Origin of the sequence: Sphingobium sp. LB126, assembly GCF_002795205.1 — a bacterium.
In the GTDB taxonomy this organism is placed as follows: Bacteria; Pseudomonadota; Alphaproteobacteria; order Sphingomonadales; family Sphingomonadaceae; genus Sphingobium; species Sphingobium chungbukense.
The window spans coordinates 574156-593157 of the sequence record NZ_NETV01000001.1 but is presented as its reverse complement, the minus strand read 5'-3'; the positions used below and the strand labels follow the sequence as shown (position 1 = coordinate 593157).

15 protein-coding genes are annotated in these 19002 nt (G+C 57.8%); 11 read left to right on the top strand and 4 right to left on the bottom strand.

Translation table 11 applies throughout. The annotated features are described in order from the left end of the window. Positions 1-167: 167 nt before the first annotated feature. Positions 168-503 carry a UrcA family protein gene (locus tag CAF53_RS02805; RefSeq protein WP_100238669.1) on the top strand — a complete coding sequence of 112 codons (336 nt, stop codon included), beginning with the start codon at positions 168-170 and terminating at the stop codon, positions 501-503. 607 nt (positions 504-1110) lie between these two features. Here the strand turns inward: CAF53_RS02805 and CAF53_RS02800 are convergent. Together CAF53_RS02800 and CAF53_RS02795 are read right to left on the bottom strand one after the other, a co-directional pair. Further along, positions 1111-1854 (bottom strand): LytTR family DNA-binding domain-containing protein, encoded by a 744-nt coding sequence (locus CAF53_RS02800; protein WP_046763164.1) that lies wholly within the window; start codon positions 1852-1854, stop codon positions 1111-1113. Beyond that, complete coding sequence (locus CAF53_RS02795) at positions 1855-2967, bottom strand: histidine kinase (RefSeq protein WP_046763311.1); 1113 nt, start codon at positions 2965-2967, stop codon at positions 1855-1857. A 162-nt stretch (positions 2968-3129) separates the two neighbouring features. On the opposite strand from CAF53_RS02795, the gene CAF53_RS02790 reads away from it, so the two are divergent. From CAF53_RS02790 to CAF53_RS02760, 6 genes are all read left to right on the top strand, one after another. Further along, positions 3130-3354 (top strand): hypothetical protein, encoded by a 225-nt coding sequence (locus CAF53_RS02790; protein ID WP_046763163.1) that lies wholly within the window; start codon positions 3130-3132, stop codon positions 3352-3354. Positions 3355-3439: 85 nt separating this feature from the next. Then, the gene (locus tag CAF53_RS02785) at positions 3440-3688 is read left to right on the top strand and encodes a hypothetical protein (protein WP_046763162.1); all 249 of its coding nucleotides are present in this window, start codon (positions 3440-3442) and stop codon (positions 3686-3688) included. A 77-nt stretch (positions 3689-3765) separates the two neighbouring features. Next, the gene (locus CAF53_RS02780; protein ID WP_232307490.1) at positions 3766-4110 is read left to right on the top strand and encodes a LysR family transcriptional regulator; all 345 of its coding nucleotides are present in this window, start codon (positions 3766-3768) and stop codon (positions 4108-4110) included. Between the two features lie 217 nt (positions 4111-4327). Then, entirely contained in the window at positions 4328-4876 is a 549-nt protein-coding gene (locus CAF53_RS02775; RefSeq protein ID WP_046763161.1) for a hypothetical protein, read from the top strand. Positions 4877-5992: 1116 nt separating this feature from the next. Continuing rightward, the gene (locus CAF53_RS02765) at positions 5993-8137 is read left to right on the top strand and encodes a type I secretion system permease/ATPase (protein WP_100237259.1); all 2145 of its coding nucleotides are present in this window, start codon (positions 5993-5995) and stop codon (positions 8135-8137) included. Continuing rightward, positions 8134-8619, top strand: coding sequence for a biotin/lipoyl-binding protein (locus tag CAF53_RS02760; protein ID WP_242443374.1), 486 nt, complete (start codon positions 8134-8136; stop codon positions 8617-8619). Before CAF53_RS02765 ends, CAF53_RS02760 begins: the two co-directional genes overlap by 4 nt. Here the strand turns inward: CAF53_RS02760 and CAF53_RS02755 are convergent. Then, positions 8614-9435, bottom strand: a complete 822-nt coding sequence (locus CAF53_RS02755; RefSeq protein WP_100237067.1) for an IS5 family transposase — start codon at positions 9433-9435, stop codon at positions 8614-8616. The genes CAF53_RS02760 and CAF53_RS02755 overlap by 6 nt on opposite strands. 108 nt (positions 9436-9543) lie before the next feature. Between CAF53_RS02755 and CAF53_RS02750 the strand changes: the two genes are divergently transcribed. From CAF53_RS02750 to CAF53_RS02745, 3 genes are read left to right on the top strand one after another with little or no spacing between them, the layout of a single operon-like run. Continuing rightward, positions 9544-10482 carry an HlyD family type I secretion periplasmic adaptor subunit gene (locus CAF53_RS02750; protein ID WP_242443373.1) on the top strand — a complete coding sequence of 313 codons (939 nt, stop codon included), beginning with the start codon at positions 9544-9546 and terminating at the stop codon, positions 10480-10482. 49 nt (positions 10483-10531) lie between these two features. Next, positions 10532-10831: a hypothetical protein gene (locus tag CAF53_RS26995; protein ID WP_157801196.1), complete on the top strand. Its 300-nt coding sequence runs from the start codon at positions 10532-10534 to the stop codon at positions 10829-10831. Further along, positions 10824-11213: a hypothetical protein gene (locus CAF53_RS02745; protein ID WP_157801195.1), complete on the top strand. Its 390-nt coding sequence runs from the start codon at positions 10824-10826 to the stop codon at positions 11211-11213. The genes CAF53_RS26995 and CAF53_RS02745 overlap by 8 nt, the downstream gene beginning before the upstream one ends. A gap of 98 nt (positions 11214-11311) precedes the next feature. Here CAF53_RS02745 and CAF53_RS02740 read toward each other — a convergent pair whose 3' ends face one another. Next, positions 11312-12391 (bottom strand): transposase, encoded by a 1080-nt coding sequence (locus CAF53_RS02740; RefSeq protein WP_100236968.1) that lies wholly within the window; start codon positions 12389-12391, stop codon positions 11312-11314. A 229-nt stretch (positions 12392-12620) separates the two neighbouring features. Here CAF53_RS02740 and CAF53_RS02735 point away from each other — a divergent pair, with 229 nt between their 5' ends. Next, positions 12621-19001: a calcium-binding protein gene (locus CAF53_RS02735; protein ID WP_100237257.1), complete on the top strand. Its 6381-nt coding sequence runs from the start codon at positions 12621-12623 to the stop codon at positions 18999-19001. The last annotated feature ends 1 nt before the right edge of the window (position 19002 follow it).

Sequence of the window (19002 nt, the reverse complement as noted above, 5' to 3'; positions counted from 1 at the left end):
GGCGTCGTTGGCCGACGGGAAGGGGCGCCGGTCGAAAGCGGAAGGCGGTGCACGGGCAGCGGGCGTAAACCGGATGGGCGAAGACAGAGACGATGATCTGTTGAGGCCCTCTCTTCTCTTCGCTTGAGGTTCGCCGCGCGCGGACGAGAGTTGAGGAGATGAGTGTCATGATCGCCGCGAAGATAATCGCTGCCGCCGCATTGCTGGGCGTTGCCGGGACGGCTTCGGCCGTCGAATTCCAATCCAACGGTAAGACCGCCGACGTCCGTTATCATGACCTGGACCTGTCCAGCGCCAAGGGGCAGAATGCGCTGAAGTGGCGGATCTGGCGGGCCGCGTGGAAGGTCTGCAAGCACGGCACGAGGGACAGCGAGATCAAGGAGTGCCAGTCGGTCGCTGCCGCGCATGTGCGCAGTTCGGTGGAACTGGCGATCGCCAAGGCCAATAATGGCGAACGCTATGCGGATATGGCCAAGGACAAGCCGCTGGGCGCCGGGAACTGAGATTTTCCGCTTTGGTGATGGAGCAAAGGCCTGGGGAGACCCGGGCCTTTTTGTTTGGATGCGCCAGGCCGCTGACGACCATTTCCGGCCGTTCAAAGCGTCGGCACGCAGTCCAGATACCGGACGTTGCTATGTCATGGAATTTGGCTGATAATGCAGTGGTGAATAAGGCCACCCTCGTCCGCATCGTTCTCATTCCTACGTTCTTTGTGGCTTTGCTCGGATATTGGGCAGCCTTCCCGCCTCGCGAGCCAATCGGGTCAGCCGACGGCATTTATGTGAGCGCTTGCTGTGGCTCCCTAAAATTGCAAGGCGGGCAAATGTCCTTGCAGAAGCAGATAGTTAGCTATGTGGTCGAACACGACAAAGTTGGGCGATATGTTCTGCCCGCCGTTTACGTCGGTGTGTCAGATGTAAATCGGGTCGGTATCGACAGGAAGAAAAGCGCTTTGAAGCTCCGTCTTGATGGTAGCCCGACGCCAACGACAATTAATCTGTCGGGCAGACGGACGACTGTTGAATTTCGCAGACGTTAGCGATGGCCGGTTTGATCTGATCGCGGCGCAAAGCCGCCAGTCTACTAGCCACCCAAACCCGCTCCGATCGATCAGCGCCCGGTCATGGCGCGGGCGTTGGCGAGATAGGTGCGGCCGATGCGGATTTCCGTGTCGTCGACCAGGCAGGCGGACCAGACGCCGCTGCCGTCGTGGCGAAGGCGCGCGATATGGTCGCGGCGCACGATATGCGATCGGTGCAGGCGGACGAACTGCTGCGGGTCGAGCCGGTTTTCCAGCGAGCTGATCGTCTGGTGCAGCAAATAGCTGTTCTGCCCGACATGCAGGCGCATATAGTCGCGTTCCGCCTCGATCCGGTCGATCTGGACCGCGCCGATGCGCACCAGTTCGGACCGGTGCGGGACCCAGAATTCCTCTGCCCATTCGCTCTCCGCCTCCATGCTGGTCGCAGGGGAGGGCGCGGCGCGGTTGCCGAGCGCCTGTTCCACCCGGTCGACCGCGCGGGCAAGGCGTTCATGCGCGACGGGCTTGAGCAGATAATCGACGGCGGCAAGGTCGAAGGCCTCGACCGCGAACCCCTCGAACGCGGTCACGAAGATCACCGCCGGGCAGATGCCCATGCGCGATGTCGCCCGCGCCACGCCGATGCCGTCGAGCAGCGGCATCGCGATGTCCAGCATCACCAGATCGGGCTCCAGCCCCTCGATCAGCCGCAGGGCCGCCTCGCCGTCGCTGGCCGTGCCGACCAGGGCGATGCGCGGTTCGCGGGCGCAGAGCATCTGGAGCCGCTCCACCGCGAGCGGCTCGTCGTCGACGATCAGGGTGCGGATGGCCATTCAGATATTCCTGCGGATGACGGGCAGGGTGAGGTCGACCGCGAAACCGCCGCCGGTGCGGGGACCATAGTCGATGCGCCCCTTATCGCCGAAACGCGCGGTCAGGCGGTCGCGCACATTGGCAAGGCCGATGCCGCTGCCCGCATCGGCATCGCTAGGCGGCTTGTCGCCATTATCGGTGACGCTGAGGTGGAGTATGCCCTCCTCCTCCCGCGCGGCGATGGTGATGGTGACGGGGCTGGACGTGCGCGACACGCCATATTTGATCGCATTTTCGACCAGCGGTTGCAGGATGAGGCCGGGTACGCAGGCATTGAGCAGCCTGTCGGGTATCCGGATGCTGGTCGACAGGCGATCCGGGAAGCGCACCGCTTCGATATCCAGATAGAGTTTCTGGAGATGCACTTCCTCCTCCAGCGAAACATCCTCCAGCGGGTCGCCGGTGAGGCTCGTGCGGTAGAAATTGGAGAGGGAGAGGATCATCTGTTCCGCTTCGTCGCGCCGGTTCTTCATCACCAGTGACGAGAGCGAATTGAGCGTGTTGAACAGGAAATGCGGGTTCACCTGGTAGCGCAGCGATCGCAGTTCGGCCTGTTGCGCGGCGCGTTCCAGCCGGTCGGCGCGGCGTTCCACCCGATGCGCCTCGCTGGCATAGGACAAGGCGAGGTAAAGGCCGGCCCAGGCGGCGAGGAAGAAATAGCGGCTGATCGCGTCCTCCACGATCTGGGTCAGGGCGAAACCCTGTTCGCTCGCATATTTCTGGTAATCCGCGTCGGGGAAGAGCGAGGCCGGATCATAGATGTTGAAGACGTAGAAATTGGCTGCCGCCGTCGCCAGCGCGAAGGGGGCGGCCAGGGTGAAGGCGGCGACGATGCGGGTCGCCAGCGGCTTGCGGTCGAACCGGCGCAGGCAGAGATAGAGGACCCAGGTGACGACGATGCCGATCACCGTCACCACCGCGCGGCGCGCGGCCATGGCCCCCTGCGCCTCGAACCCCATGACCGAGGCGCGCAGCGTCACCAGCACCGCATAGAAGAACCAGAAACCCAGTATCGAATAGAGTGCGACCGTCGGCGGCACGCCCGGCTCGCCGTCTTCATTCTTTATGCTCATGGGCGAAAGTCTAGGCCAAGCGGTCCGCGCTGTCGCCCCTTGGCGGTGAAGCTGGTCGAAGGGTTCCATGCGTTGGTCGATGAGGGCGTTGGTCGATGAGGGTGTGGTCGGGGGGCGGAACCGGCCGCCGCGCTGGCCCGTTGATCGGAAAAGGAGAGAGCCATGACCGACAAGACCGATATCCGTCCCAACAGCCGCGAGGAAGCGGGCGACAAGCGGCCCACCGACGAGCAGGACCATGCCATCACCCCTGAGGAAAAGCTGGACGAGGGCCTGAAGGATTCGATGGACGCGTCCGACCCGCCGTCCGCCACCGCGCCGGGCGACCATGGTGATCCGGTGCCGTCTTCCGGCTTTCCCGGGGGCAAGGAGAAGGACCGGCGATAGACGGAGCGGGAAATCGTGATATGATCGTTTTTCGCAAGGGGCCGCCCCGATGTGGCCCCTTCGCAGGTGAGAGGAGCCACTTCATATGCCGACTTCCGCTACTCCCGCGATCGAACGCATTGCCCGTGTCCTGGCCGGGCGCCAGCTCAGCCTGAACGGCGAGGGCAGCGATCCGCACGCGGCGGGCGCAGTCGATGCCAGTTGGCAGAACCATGTCGATGACGCCTATGCGATCCTGCACACATTGCGCGAACCCGATGCGCAGATGGCGCAGGCGGGCGACGTGACGGTGTGGCGGAGCATGATCGGGGCCGTGCTGGAGCGGCGGGCCTGAAGGCGTAGCCGTTTCGCGGGAAAGGCGCATTGGCCTCTTCGCGCCGCCATGGCATAGGCTTCGCTATGGTTGGGCCGATGTTGAAGATCAAGATCCAGATTTATTGCGGCGAGGAAATCGCCATGGGGCCGGGCAAGGCCGACCTGCTGGACGCCATTGCCGGCGAAGGGTCGATTTCCGCTGCCGGGCGCAAGCTGAAGATGAGCTATCGCCGCTGCTGGTTGCTGGTGGACGTCATGAATCGCTGTTGGACGACGCCGGTGGTCGCCACCTCGACCGAAGGGGCGCGTCTGACCCCATTCGGGCAGGCATTGCTGGCGCGCTACCGTGCCTTGCAGGCTGCGGCGCAGGAAGGGGCGGCGGTGCACTGGCCGGAACTGGCCGGGATGCTGCGGGCCGAACCGCTGGCCGCGCAGGAGTGAGGGCGCGGCAAAGGGCCGAAAATGTGCCATGCGCGAGGGTGCCGGCGGACATTCCTGCCGTGGCGCTTATCCATTGGGCGCATTCACAAAAATTACATGTTGCACCGCACAAGGAAAAATGATTCCCTGTGTCTGTCGGGGCAACCGGCGCTTAATCTTGTAGAAACCATATTGGGCGCATGGTTTGTCGGTCGACTTGAAGTCGGAGGGCATGAGCATGGGCACGAGTGCAAGACCTGCGGACGGGGCCATCACACTGGCGGAATTGCGTGAATTCGCCAGCTTCCCGGCCGCCACGCAGCGCTATATCCGAAGATCGCTGGATATCGGCCTCCATCGGCGCGATGCGATGAAGCTGTGGTCGCGCGACATGGTGGAGGAAGCCAGCATCCGTGCGCAGGCGCGGATTTACGGCCGCCTTGAGGAGATCAAGGCCCGCGTGCCCGATGACAGCGGCCTCGATCAGATGGAGCCGTTCATGGCGCCGCTGGTGACGATCTCCGCCTTCGACCTGGGCCAGGATCGGCTGAGCAGCTTTTCGGCCTATCGCTTTCTCTACGAGCGGTTGCTGGGGGCGGGGGCGCGGCCGTGGCTGCCGGGTGCCTTCTGCGCGGCCGCGAGCCTGCCGCATCTGCATCCCGAAAAGCGCCGCGCGTTGCTCCAGTCGATCAGTGAGGCAGCGGCGACCGCCGTGGGCTGGTCGAACCGGGAGCCGACCTTCTATCCCGAATGGGTCGAGAAGGTGGATCTGAGCAAGGCGAACTGACGCTTTACCGCGCATGCCCGTCCGGGGGGAGGGGCATGCGGATTGCTCCCGTTCCCGCGCGGTGACGCCGATCTCCGGCATGGCTGGGGTGAAGAGTTCAGCTTCTTCTAGGAGGATGCCGATATCCCGACGCTCGGCATCGAGCATCCGGCCATGCTCGGCCATCCGTTCTGCGAGGGTCTGGTCCGAAGGCTATGACGAGGTGGCTGATCAGGTCGCGTGCGCGTGCCGGCGAGGCGACCTGGAACAAGGCGTTGCTGCTGCTTGAGCGGAGCGGTTTCCCCGAGGGGGCCTGCCACAGCTTCTCCTACAGTCCGCTGCACATAGCCGAGGGAGCGTTCGGCGGGCTGCTGTGCATCGTTAACGAGGAGACTACATTAACGAGGGGAGACTGCGCGCATCATCGGCGAACGCCGTCTCGAAATGCTGCGCGGGCTTTGATCATCTGATTGGCTTGGTCGAATGGGCTGAACCGTTCTTGAGGCCGAACGCCGACGGGAACGCGACCGTTCGCATTTCATCGGGGTCGACTATCGGACAGGGGAATGGCTTCAGGATTTCAGTGCATTTGAGCGTAAACGGCTGATTTTCGGGAAGAATCCATGGATAAAGGAGATGGACCAATTTCCTGGTTCACCATCCATCCCATCCATTGATGCTATTGGTGACCCCTACGGGAATTGTTTTAGTGGATTAAGTTATTGATATTTCTGTATAATATGACGAATTTGATCGCGTATACCATCACATGGCCCAGCAGGCTTTTGGGATTTTGTGATACGGATTGAGCTGCAAGTGATGCAAATCGCAAATGTTGCCGATGCCATGGCAGCACTCAGCGAAGAGACCGGAAATCCTCGAAATCCGACCCCACCGTGACGGCTATCACGGCCGATCCAGTCCTGCTTGTTTTAAACTCGATGCGACGGCTAACCCTTTGTTGGTGACAGGCCCGATGGGCCTGTCTGGTTAATGAGAAGCTAGGGCTAAATCATCCATAATGAACTGAAATATCCTGATAAAATTCCTCAAATCGTCGCAAATTGAATTGATTAGTCCGTGCGGTTGTGAAACCCATTGCGATGGCGCCGGGGTCTGCGCCGAACAGGGGTGAAGATGGACAGGGGATTGGGAGACGTCTCTTCGGGCGTCGAGAGCGGCGTGCGTGCGCTCGCTACGCTGTTGGCCGTGCATAAAATTGCTGTCGATCCTCAACAGCTGCGTCATGAACTGGGGCATCATGAGGCGCTGACATCCGATGAAGTGTTAAGGCTAGCCAAACGTCAGGACGGAGTTCGCGCGCGCCTTGTTCACGCAAATTTCGACAGATTGGCGCGACAGCCGCTGCCGGTGATGGCCAATGGACATGAGGGCTGGTTCCTGATCGGCCGTGCTTCTGAGTCGGAAGCGCTGATCCAACGCCCTGACGCCAATGTCGAGAAGCTTTCAAGGAACGAACTGGAGGCGATCTGGTCCGGCGAGATTATTCTGCTGACCACGCGTGAAAGCGTAGGTGGCGCAGCCGGTCGCTTCGATATCCGATGGTTCATCCCGCAGGTCGTTCGTTATCGCAAGCTGATTGGCGAGGTGCTGCTCATCACGCTGGCGCTCAATCTTCTTGGATTGGCCGCGCCTTTGTTCTTCCAGAATGTGATCGACAAGGTGTTGGTCCACAACACCCTGGCGACCCTCCAGGTGCTGTCGGTCGGCTTTGTGGCGGTCTCGCTCTGGGAGGTGGCCTTTGGCTGGCTGCGGACCCGGCTCTATTCGGAGACCAGTCAGAAGCTCGACGTCGAATTGGGTTCCAAGCTCTTCCGGCACATGCTGGGTCTGCCACTCTCCTATTTCGAAGGGCGCCGTGTCGGCGACACGGTGACGCGGGTACGCCAGCTTGAATCCATCCGCGAATTCCTGACCAACGCGTCGCTGTCGGTCCTGATCGATCCCCTCTTCACCATCGTCTTCCTGGTGGCAATGTGGATTTATTCTCCCACCCTCTTCTGGATCGTTGCCGCCACGATTCCGGCCTATGTCGGGGTGTCGCTGCTCGTCACCGGACCGCTGCGTCATCGCCTCGATGAGAAATTCGAACGCGGCTCGGCCAACAACGCCCTGCTGGTGGAAAGCGTGTCGGGGATGCAGACCATCAAGGCGTCGGCGGTTGAGCCGCAATGGCAGGAAAGATGGGAACGGCAACTGGCAGGCTATAGTGCCGCCAATCAGCGGGTCATCAATCTCGGCAATACTGGCAGCCAAGCAGTCCAGCTAATCTCTAAGCTCAGTCTCGCTGCCATCCTATTCTTCGGCGCCCGCGAGGTGATTGCCGGGGCCATGACGGTGGGAGCGCTTGTCGCTTTCAACATGTTCGCCCAGCGCGTTTCGGGACCGGTCATCCGCATGGCCCAACTCTGGCAGGACTTCCAGCAGGTTCGCCTTTCCATCGATAGGCTGGGCGATGTCCTCAACCAGCCCATCGAGCCGGGCGCAGGCTCCCGCGTCGCCCTGCCGGAGATCAAGGGCACCATCCGCTTCGAGGGCGTGAAGTTCCGTTATGGCGTGGATGGCCCCTGGACGCTGGAGGATATCGACATCCATCTGCCCGCGGGCGGGACGCTGGGCATTGCTGGCTCCTCGGGATCGGGCAAGTCCACCCTCACCAAGCTACTGCAACGCCTCTATACCCCGGCGGCAGGACGGGTCCTCATCGACGGCGTCGATATCGCCCAGATCGACCCAAGCTGGCTGCGTCGTCAGATCGGTGTGGTGTTGCAGGAAAACCTGCTGTTCAACCGTTCGATCCGCGAGAATATCGCGCTGGCCCATCCCGCCATGCCGCTGGAACAGGTCATGGCCGCCGCCCAACTTGCGGGCGCCCATGAGTTCATCGTTGGTCTGCCGCAAGGCTATGACACGATCATCGAGGAGAGGGGCGTCAACCTGTCCGGTGGACAGCGCCAGCGTATTGCCATTGCTCGCGCCTTGGTCACGCAGCCTCGCATTCTCATCCTTGACGAAGCCACCTCGGCTTTGGACGCGGAGAGCGAGGAGATCATCCAGCGCAATCTCCGTGCTATGGCGCGGGGCCGCACGGTCCTCATCATCGCCCATCGCCTCTCGGCAATCCGCCAATGCGACCGCATCATGACGTTGGAAAAAGGACGGATCGTCGAAGTCGGCACCCATGACGAACTGCTGCGACAAGGCGGTCGCTATGCTGGCCTGCACCGGCGACAGATGGGTGTGAGTGAGGGCGCGGCATGAATAGCATCGCGCAACATTGGGATGTAGTCCGCGCTGCGCTCGCCGATGAAAAACGGCGGGCGAACAAACTGATAAGGGTCGATGAAGTCACCTTTCTTCCGGCAGCGCTGGAAATCATCGAACAGCCCGTGTCGCCCACCGCAAGAGCGACGACCTGGGTTTTGCTCATCATCCTTGTCTCGACAATCGTATGGCTGACCTTTGGCAAGGTCGATGTAGTGGCCTCTGCGCCAGGCCGTCTGATCCCCGCGGACAACGTCAAGCTGGTTCAGCCAGCGGAGGCAGGGATCGTGCGCGCTATTTATGTTCGCAACGGTCAGTTCGTGCGCAAAGGGCAGGTGCTGGTCGAACTCGATCCGACGGTTTCGACCGCCGAAACTGTCCAGGCGGAGGCCGCGCTGCAAACGGCACTGTTTGATGTCGCGCGCGCCAAGGCGGTACTCTCAGAGTCTGATTCAAAATTATCCTTTGCGAATTCATAGCCTTGCGATGCGGCGGGCAAAGAGCTGGATCGAGGCGATGAACAGCCATGCGGTTGCTGACGCGATGGTTTGCTCGAAGTCCTTGGCCAGTCGGCGGTTTCGATTCAGCCATGCCAGCGTCCGCTCTACGACCCAACGGCGTGGAAGGACCACGAAACCCTTGGCGGTATCGGACCGTTTGACGATCTCGAGGGTCCATTTGCCGATCCGGCGCAGCGCCTGTCGGAGTTTGTCGCCAGCATAGCCGCCATCGGCAAACACATAGCGCAGCCACGGGAAGCGCTTGATGATCTCGGCCAGCACCAGCGGTGCACCGTCTCGGTCCTGGATGTCAGCGGTGTGGATCACGGCGTGGACCAGATTGCCCTCGGTGTCAGTCAAAATGTGGCGCTTGCGACCCTTGATCTTTTTGCCCGCATCATAGCCGCGAGGACCGCCGGATTCGGTGGTCTTGACGCTCTGGCTGTCGATGACCCCGGCACTGGGCGAGGCATCGCGCCCGGTCGCCTCGCGCCCGATCAGCAATAGGGCATGATTGAGCGATAACCAGAGCCGGTTGTCCCGCCACAGGTAGAACCAGCGCCGCACTGTCGAGACCGGCGGAAAGCACGGTGGCAGCATCCGCCACGGCAGACCGCCGCGCAACAGATACAGGATCGCCTCGACAATCCGCCTGAGCGGCCACTTGCGCGGACGGCCCACATGCGACGGCGGCGGAAAAAACGGCTCAAGCAGCGCCCATTCGGCGTCGGTCAAATCACTTGGCAAAGCCAAGTCCGCGCGGGCATACTGCGCCCGAGTGGTGTCGGTCCACATCGTTGATCTCCGGTAGTCTTCGCAAAACCACCTGAATCAACGACTTGGGCTGGCGTCAAGCTAACCCGCTGATACCACTCAACTTAGTTTCGGATCAGGCTCTCAGCATTGGACGGGAATGGACTCGACTTTGTGCCGCCCAAGGGAACGGCTCTGCAACTTATTGCGACCCAGAGGGCCTTGGCGGCGGCGGAGCTGGCTTCAATCGAAGCGTCCGCAACGGGTCGATCGGCGGATTTGCAGGCAGCAAATGCAGCGCGTTCGGAAGCGCTGGTACAGGCTGCCAAGCTAACAGAAACCCTCCCGCTCCTGGATCAGCAACTCGATGCCTATGAAGGATTGCTGACAAAGGGCTATGCCGCCAAGCTCAAGGTTATCGAGATGCGGCGGCAGCGTTTCGCAACGGCCCGAGATCGTGAGGCGGCGCTGGCGACGGCGCGCAGGGCTGAAGCCCAATCCTCTAGTGCCTCCAGCACTATGGCCCAGAGCAAGGCCGAAGCGCGTGCACGCATATTGACGGACCTTGCTAAGGCGGAGGCCGATGCGCGGTTACGCCAGGAGGAACTAACCAAGAGCCGACAGCGCAGCAGCTTGCAGCGCCTTACCGCTCCTGTCGATGGGACGATCACTCAGCTTTCCATTCACACCATTGGCGGCGTCGTAGAACAGGCCAAGCCAATCATGGTGGTGGTGCCCAAAGGCGGTTCTCTTGTAGCTGAGGTCAAGATCCTCAACAAAGATGTCGGCTTCGTGAAAGAGGGGCAGCCAGTAGCTATTAAACTCGAGGCGTTCCCGTTCACTCGATACGGTACCATTCCCGCGTATGTTGATAGCATCGGATCGGATGCTATCGAGGATGAGAAGCTTGGTCTCGTTTACCCAATTCGTATCCATCTCGAACCTGTCGATAAGACGATATCGAATAACGTACGATTAAGTGCTGGCTTGGTAGCCATAGCCGACATCAGGACTGGAAAGCGCAGCATCCTAAGTTATTTGGTGTCGCCTATCCAGGAATCTGTAGAAGAATCTGGGCGAGAGAGATAAAAAACTCTAATAACACGAAATTTGTAAAGAAATATATGCGGAGTTATTTATGATTAAGCTAACGCACCCTAAGATTCACAGCGAATCAGATATAATAGAACTACTCAATAAATTTGAAAAACTATTCCAACTAGAATTCAAAGAATGGATGTCGATTGAGGCTAAAGGGAGAGCCGTAGAAGTTAATGAGTTGCAAGATGTACAGGCTACCGTTTTCCAATTTTTACAAAATAATGCGGAGGTGGAAGGGCATATGGCGCTTATATCGGCATGGATGGATATGAGAACCGCCATAAGAACAGTTAAGCTTGGCATGCCTAAGAATGTTGGAGGTATCCGACATGGTTGACGTCATCTTTCTCGACACCAATGATCTTATATATGCAATAAATGCTGGGCTTGGAAATTGGGAGCCGGGGGATCCGATCCCGCCTGACGCATATAGGTTTCTTGATGACCTTCTGGTTGGCGACGATCGATTGGTGACGAATTCAAAAATAATCGAAGAGCTGACGGCTGGAGGGTATGACGACGGACCGTTGATTAAAGACTGGTTAGATCAACATTCGAACAGGATAGACGTCGATATATTGTCACCGGAAGTGGCTGCCCAATATACTGGGTCCGACAAAGGCGAAAGATCTCTGGCGTTTGAAACGGCGCAGAATCCAGAATATCAAGCTGGAGACCCGCAAAAACCGGGTAATTTCTGGCGAAGCGGGCTGGTTTGATGACGTCGAGGCTTCGGGGCGCAAGAACGGCATCGTTCGGAGCGATTTCCACGATGCCTGGCGTTGTTTTCGCCGGTTTGGCTGGCTTGCAGACAGAGTCAGCCCCTGCATTCCCGGCGTTCGTGGAAGATCAGGCGGTTGAAGTTGTAGGCCAGGTTGCAAAGGGTCAGTTTTGCCTCAGCGCGGGCCAGGCCGATGGTGCGGATGAACAGGTTGAACCGGTTCTTCTGATGCGCGAAGACATGCTCGACATGTGCACGGATCGAGGATTTGGCGGCATTGGCCCGTGCGGTTGCCTTCGACATCGGCTTGCCCATGGGTTTGCGGCGATGAATGCGGGACGTGAGCATCTGATCCGACAACCACTTCTCGTTGCGCCTGGATCGATAGGCACTGTCAGCCCATACCTCGGAACTGGTATTGTCCGTGCTGACGACCTGTCGGAGAAGACGCCCGTCCGCCGCTGACGCCGAAGTCACCGCCATGCCTCGGATGAAGCCGAAGCGTCGGTCGATGCTGATGTGAGATTTATAGCCGAAGACCGGCAGGGCGATCATGGGGAGCGGCGTCCCATCCGCCCGATACCGAACTTTCCCGCCGACCTTGAGGGTCCAGCGGGCGTCGGTATCTTTCTGTGCTGCCTTGTTCGGCTCGTCCGGCCAGATATCTCTGGCGCTCTTGCCCGACTTGATCGCTTCACGTTCGCCCTCGGTGTTCCGCTGTCTTGGTGCAGGCACCAGCGAGGCGTCCACGATCTGCCCGGACATTGGAATGTAGCCCTTCTTCTGGAGTTGCCAGTCAAAGGCCTTCATCACCCGCTTGAGCGTTCCCGTCTCGGTCAGGCGATTGCGAAAATGCCGGATCGTGTTCTCATCCGGCGTGCGATCCCCAAGCGACAGTCCCAGAAACCGTAGCCAACTCAGCCGATCGCGGATCATGAACTCCATCCGGGCGTCTGATAGATTATGCTGCGCCTGCAGGATCAGGGCCTTGAACATCATCACCGGATCGAAGGGTGGGCGTCCGCCTTTGGCTCCATCGCCATAACCAAGTCCTTCGACCAGCCACGCCCGGAAATACTCGAAATCCACCGTCTCCTGCAAAACCTCAAGCGGATCGCCCTCCTTGCTCAATGCCTCAAGGTGATCGCTCAAACTGAACAGGGACTTGGGATCCATAGCTGGCCTCCGTGATCGCGCGCCCTCAGTGAATCATTATAGCCGTCCAAACGCTACCGGTTTTTGCGGGTCTCCAGCTTCAAATGGACGACAGATATTTCTTAGCGGAGAGGATCGATTTCCGGGTAAGCCATGGTTCAATGAAGCCGGATTTGATGAAAGTAATTATAGAAATAGGCTTGGATTGTATGCGGATAGGTTTTCTGCAAATCCTACCTATGAAAATTATATGCGGGGCGCGGACTATGTCGAATCAATGCGTCCTAAATATCACGAAAATTCAATATTCGGTCGCCCCCTTGGTCCTGCTAAAGGTCTATCAGACTTCTGGAGGTCTATTGCGTTCGATGAGAAGGGGGCTGTTACAATTCCCGAGATGGGATCGCTTAAGTGGAGCGATCTTCCAGAAGGTGTACAAAGTAAAATTTTCCACCTCGCGGGAGAAGGGGTTGGAGCAGCACTGATAGGGCTGGACTCTGCTCAAACCTATCAAGAAGTTATTGATGCATTATCACGCGGCGACCTTAAGCGTGCAGATGAACTGATTGGCGGCCTGCTTGGGCGTGCCTTCGGTGGCGCATTTCTCGGTGCTATTGCCGGAATAGAAGTTGGAAGTCCATTCGGACCAGTCGGAATAATCGTAGCGGGAATTGTTGGTTCGATAGTGGGCGCTTTCGGCGGTGGATTGATTGGAGAATGGCTTTTTGGAAAGGCCGCAGACTTCGGGTTTGACGCTGTCGATGCGCTGGACGCCCTTGGCGATCTTCTTCGTCACTTCCGCTCGGATCCGCTAGTTCTCGATCTAGACGGCAATGGCATTACATTGACCGCCCTTAACGCAAGCAATACCAGATTTGATGTTGACGGCGACGGTGCAATGGAACGCGTAGGCTGGATCGACCCGAATGATGGCCTATTGGTTCTTGATGCTAATCAGAACGGGCAGGTCGATGGTATCGATGAGTTGATCGGTAACACGCATATTGACGGCTTTGATGAATTGGCTTCGTTGGATTCAAACGGCGATGGGAAAATCAATCAACAGGATGCTGAGTTCTCCAAGCTGCTCGTTTGGCGCGATGTCAATGGTGACGGAGTTTCTTCGTCGAGCGAACTGCTGACAACGGCGCAAGCCGGAATTACCAGTTTCAATCTGGCATACACGTCATCAGGTGCTAACGCTGGCGGCAATGTTATCGCGCGAGTAGGGAGTTATACCCTTACCTCCGGCGCTCAACGTGCGATGGGCAGTGTGCAATTCGCAAAAGATGAAACGGTGACGCGCCCAACATTGCCGCAGGGGGCGGACTTGAGTGAAATCGGAACGCTACCTAATCTCGGGGGCTATGGTCCGATTGCCGATTTGAGAACTTCGATGTTCCATGATCCGACCTTGAAGGGCATGGTCCTCAATCTGGTCGCGCAGAACCATGATTTCGACACCTTCAAGGATTTTCTTGATGGTGGCTTCATGGATATCCTGTACCGCTGGGCCGGTATAGATTTGCATGCGGCAGGTGAAACGAGCGCATCTCTCAAGGAAAAGCTCATCGAAGCCCTTACAGGGGAGTCTCTGTTCGATCTAAGCGCAAGTCAGCAGGCCCGGATCAACGATGTTTTTGACAGCATCATTGGGCGGTTTGGGGTTGGATTCCTTATTCAGGCGGCCGACCGCTCCAGAAATATGCTCATGGTTGATCTGGGTAGCCAATTGGCTGGCCTTGATCCGTTCGATGCTGGTTATTTGGATACCGTTGCCGATTTAACGGATTCAGTTCTGTCCAATATTGCGAACCTTGAACTTCCTTACGAATATCTTGAGAAATTCTCTGATCTTTCGTTGGATCCCGAAACAGGCTTGGTGACGGGTGACTTTGATGCCTTCGCCAGGGAGTTCATCAAGGATCAGCCATCTTTTGGAAGCATGTTCGTAGGCGCGTCTAGCGGACCGCCGCCGGCACCTCCGAAAACGAACGGTTATATAGTTAGCACCTTCGGCTCGGGCGAAGGCGAGCCAGAGCCGGAGCCGGAGCCGGTGCATCCGTGGCAGGCGTGGTACGAAAAAGAAGGATCCCTGCTGTTCAACGTAGCCGCTGCCATGGGAATCAGCGGAGACTATGTGAAGAACGTCACCGGATGGCAGTGGCTGATGAAGCCGGCAGCCGATGTGCATGGCACATCCGGGAACGATGTGCTCAACGTCGTTGTGTCCACGATAACAGAGTTTGTCGCTTCAACGGGAGCAAATGGCGGAACGGTCTATACACAGCAGTCGCGACAGACCCGCGATCAGCGTTTGTATGGATATGAAGGAAACGACGAACTCCGCGGAAATGACGGGGTTGATACACTGATCGGTGGCGCTGGAAACGATCTCCTGTTCGGCGGTTCCGACAGTGACATGTATGTCTATTCGGCAGGTTCAGGCCTCGACCGCATCACAGAAGAATCCGGCGCCGAAGATGCTGTATTCTTTTCCAGTGAGCTGAAACTCGAAGATCTGCATGTTATTCGGATCACAGGTACCAATGATCTGCAGCTTCACTTTGGTGATGCTTCGCAAGGAATCATATTGACTAATCAGGTCAACATGGGTGGCTCGGCGGTCGAGCGGTTCAGCTTTGTTGGCGTAGGCCCTCTTGATGCCGGTGATATTGCAACGATTTATCTGCGTTCATTCAGTTCAGAATATAAGGATTACATCGTCGGCACAGCCGCCGGCGAAGATATTTTTGGCCTTGGCGGCAATGATATTATCTCTGGGTTGGAGGGTGACGACCTAATTTTGGGCGGGAGCGGCGATGACACTCTCTCTGGTGGGAGCGGCAATGATCGGCTGGAAGGCGGTGCAGACCACGATGTTCTGATCGCAGGCGACGGCAATGACATTCTCATTGGCGGTACCGGCAATGACATATTGTACGGGAATAGCGGTGATGACACCTTCGTGTTCAATGCCGGTGATGGTCAGGACACGATCACGGATGATGGATGGGGCAACGACACCATCCAGTTGGGCGTGGGTATCCTGACCTCCGACGTGACGGTTTCTCAGGCCGATAACGGCAATGATCTCGTTCTAACGTTCGCTGGTTCGAATGACCGCATCGTTATCAATGATACGATGATTAACGGCCAGCGGCGGATCGAGCGCGTCACCTTTGCCGACGGCACGATCTGGACCCATAATGATCTTGTCGCCCGTTCTATGCTCGACAATGTCGCTGACAACGCCTTCTATGGTAGCGAATTCGGTGAAGCTCTGACCGGAGGCGCGGGCAACGACATTCTGGTTGGTCGTGATGGTAACGATGTTCTGACAGGCGGGACCGGCAATGATATATTGTACGGGAATAGCGGTGATGACACCTTCGTGTTCAATGCCGGCGATGGTCAGGACACGATCACGGATGATGGATGGGGCAACGACACCATCCAGTTGGGCGTGGGTATCCTGACCTCCGATGTGACGGTCTCCCAGGCGGACAACGGCAGCGACCTCGTACTGAAATTTGCCGGTTCGACTGACCGCATCGTTATCAATGATACGATGATTAACGGCCAGCGGCGGATCGAGCGCGTCACCTTTGTCGACGGCACGATCTGGACCCATAATGATCTTGTCTCCCGCTCTATGCAGGATAATTCTGGCGACAACGTCTTCTATGGCAGCGAATTCGGTGAAGCTTTGACCGGAGGCGCGGGTAACGACATTCTGGTTGGTCGTGATGGCAACGATGTTCTGACAGGCGGTACCGGCAATGACATATTGTACGGGAATAGCGGTGATGACACCTTCGTGTTCAATGCCGGCGATGGTCAGGACACGATCACGGATGATGGATGGGGCAACGACACCATCCAGTTGGGCGTGGGTATCCTGACCTCCGACGTGACGGTTTCTCAGGCCGATAACGGCAATGATCTCGTTCTAACGTTCGCTGGTTCGAATGACCGCATCGTTATCAATGATACGATGATTAACGGCCAGCGGCGGATCGAGCGCGTCACCTTTGCCGACGGCACGATCTGGACCCATAATGATCTTGTCGCCCGTTCTATGCTCGACAATGTCGCTAACAACGCCTTCTATGGTAGCGAATTCGGTGAAGCTCTGACCGGAGGCGCGGGCAACGACATTCTGGTTGGTCGTGATGGTAACGATGTTCTGACAGGCGGGACCGGCAATGACATATTGTACGGGAATAGCGGTGATGACATCTTCGTGTTCAATCCCGGGGATGGCCAGGACACGATCACTGATGATGGATGGGGCAACGACACCATCCAGTTGGGCACGGGTATCCTGACTTCCGATGTTACGGTCTTCCAGGCCGATAACGGCAATGATCTCGTGCTTACCTTCGCCGGCTCGACCGACCGCATCATCATTAACGACACCATGACGAACAATCAGCGGCGGATCGAGCGGGTGACCTTCGCAGACGGCACCGTCTGGACGCATAATGATCTTGTTGCACGTGTTTCCACTTCGCCGTCAGATTTGGTTGTCACTGGAACAAGCTCCGCAGATACCCTGACCGGTGGGCCGGGAAATGACAGGCTCAGCGGGTTGGCGGGCAGCGACATTCTGATCGGCGGTGCCGGTAACGACTGGCTAAGTGGCAACGACCATGGTGATATCTATGTGTTCAACCCTGGAGATGGACAAGATATCATCACTGACTCCGGCCAGGCGGGGGACGATATCGTTCAGCTTGGCGCAGGCATAGCACCCGGTGATGTGACAGTCACACAGGCGGACAATGGCAATGACTTGGTCTTGACCTTTGCCGGTAGCGACGATCGCATCACCCTCGACAATACGATGCAGGACTGGTGGGGCCGGATCGAAAAGGTAACGTTCAATGACGGCACGGTGTGGACACATGCGGATCTGGTGACGCGATCCATGCTGAACAATGGGAGCGACGATGTGTTTTCGGGCAGCTCTGATGCCGATACGCTAACCGGTGGTGCAGGAAAGGACGTCCTAAATGGCCGCGCCGGCAACGACATTCTCCAAGGTGGCATCGGCAATGATATCTTGAGCGGCGGCGATGGTGGCGACACTTATGTGTTCAATCTGGGCGATGGTCAGGATTTCGTTTCAGATGGTGGCCAAGGTAGTGAGGACATCGTGCAATTCGGTCCTGGGATCCTCCCTTCCGACGTCACGGTCGTACAGGCTGACAATGGGAACGATCTGATCCTACTCATCGCAGGGACCGACGATCGCGTCACCCTCGACAATACGATGCAGGACTGGTGGGGCCGGATCGAAAAGGTTACGTTCAATAACGGCACGGTGTGGACGCATGCGGATCTGGTGACGCGATCCATGCTGAACAATGGGAGCGACGATGTGTTTTCGGGCAGCTCTGATGCCGATACGCTAACCGGTGGTGCAGGAAAGGATGTCCTAAATGGCCGCGCCGGCAACGACATTCTCCAAGGTGGCATCGGCAATGATATCTTGAGCGGCGGCGATGGTGGCGACACTTATGTGTTCAATCTGGGCGACGGTCAGGATTTCGTTTCAGATGGCGGCCAAGGTAGTGAGGACATCGTGCAATTCGGTCCTGGGATCCTCCCTTCCGACGTCACGGTCGTACAGGCTGACAATGGGAACGATCTGATCCTACTTATCGCAGGGACCGACGATCGCGTCACCCTCGACAATACGATGCAGGACTGGTGGGGCCGGATCGAAAAGGTAACGTTCAATAACGGCACGGTGTGGACGCATGCGGATCTGGTGACGCGATCCATGCTGAACAACGGGGGCGACGATGTGTTTTCGGGCAGCTCTGATGCCGATACGCTGACCGGTGGTGCAGGGAATGATGTCCTTTATGGCCGTTCCGGCAGTGACATCCTGATCGGAGGTCCGGGTAGTGATACGCTAAGTGGGAATGACCACGGTGATATTTATGTGTTCAACATTGGTGACGGGCAGGACATCATCAATGACGCCGGTCAGGCGGGAGAGGATATTGTCCAGCTAGGTATCAGCATTGATCCGGCGAACGTGACAGTGACGCAAGCCGATAATGGAAATGATCTGATCCTGACCTTTGCCGGATCGACTGATCGAATCACCCTCGACAATACCGTGACAGGCTCGCGGATCGAAAAGGTGACCTTCGCCGATGGCACTGTTTGGACCTTCGCTGATATGATGGCTCGGTCTCAGCAACCCACTGAAGGTGCTGATATTTTCTATGGCTATGAAGGTTCTGATAATATCGCTGGTGGAAACGGCGATGACCAACTTTACGGCGGCAATGGAAACGATATCCTCTCCGGTGACGGCGGCAATGATATCATTTCAGGAGGGAGTGGCACGGACATTGCCAGGTTTGCTGGTGAACAAGCATCTTATTCCTTGGTCACTTCGGGAGGCAGCGTCTCGATCATTGATACAAGTCCGCTTGCTGATGGGAACGATGGTAAGGACACGCTGACCGGGATCGAAAAGACCGAATTTAAGGGAGGTGTCCAAGTAGGCATTGCCTCGCCCATTGTGCTTGATCTCAATGGCAATGGTGTTTCCCTGGTCGATAACAGGAACACCAAGGTTAGCTGGAGACCCGCAAAAACCGGGTAAT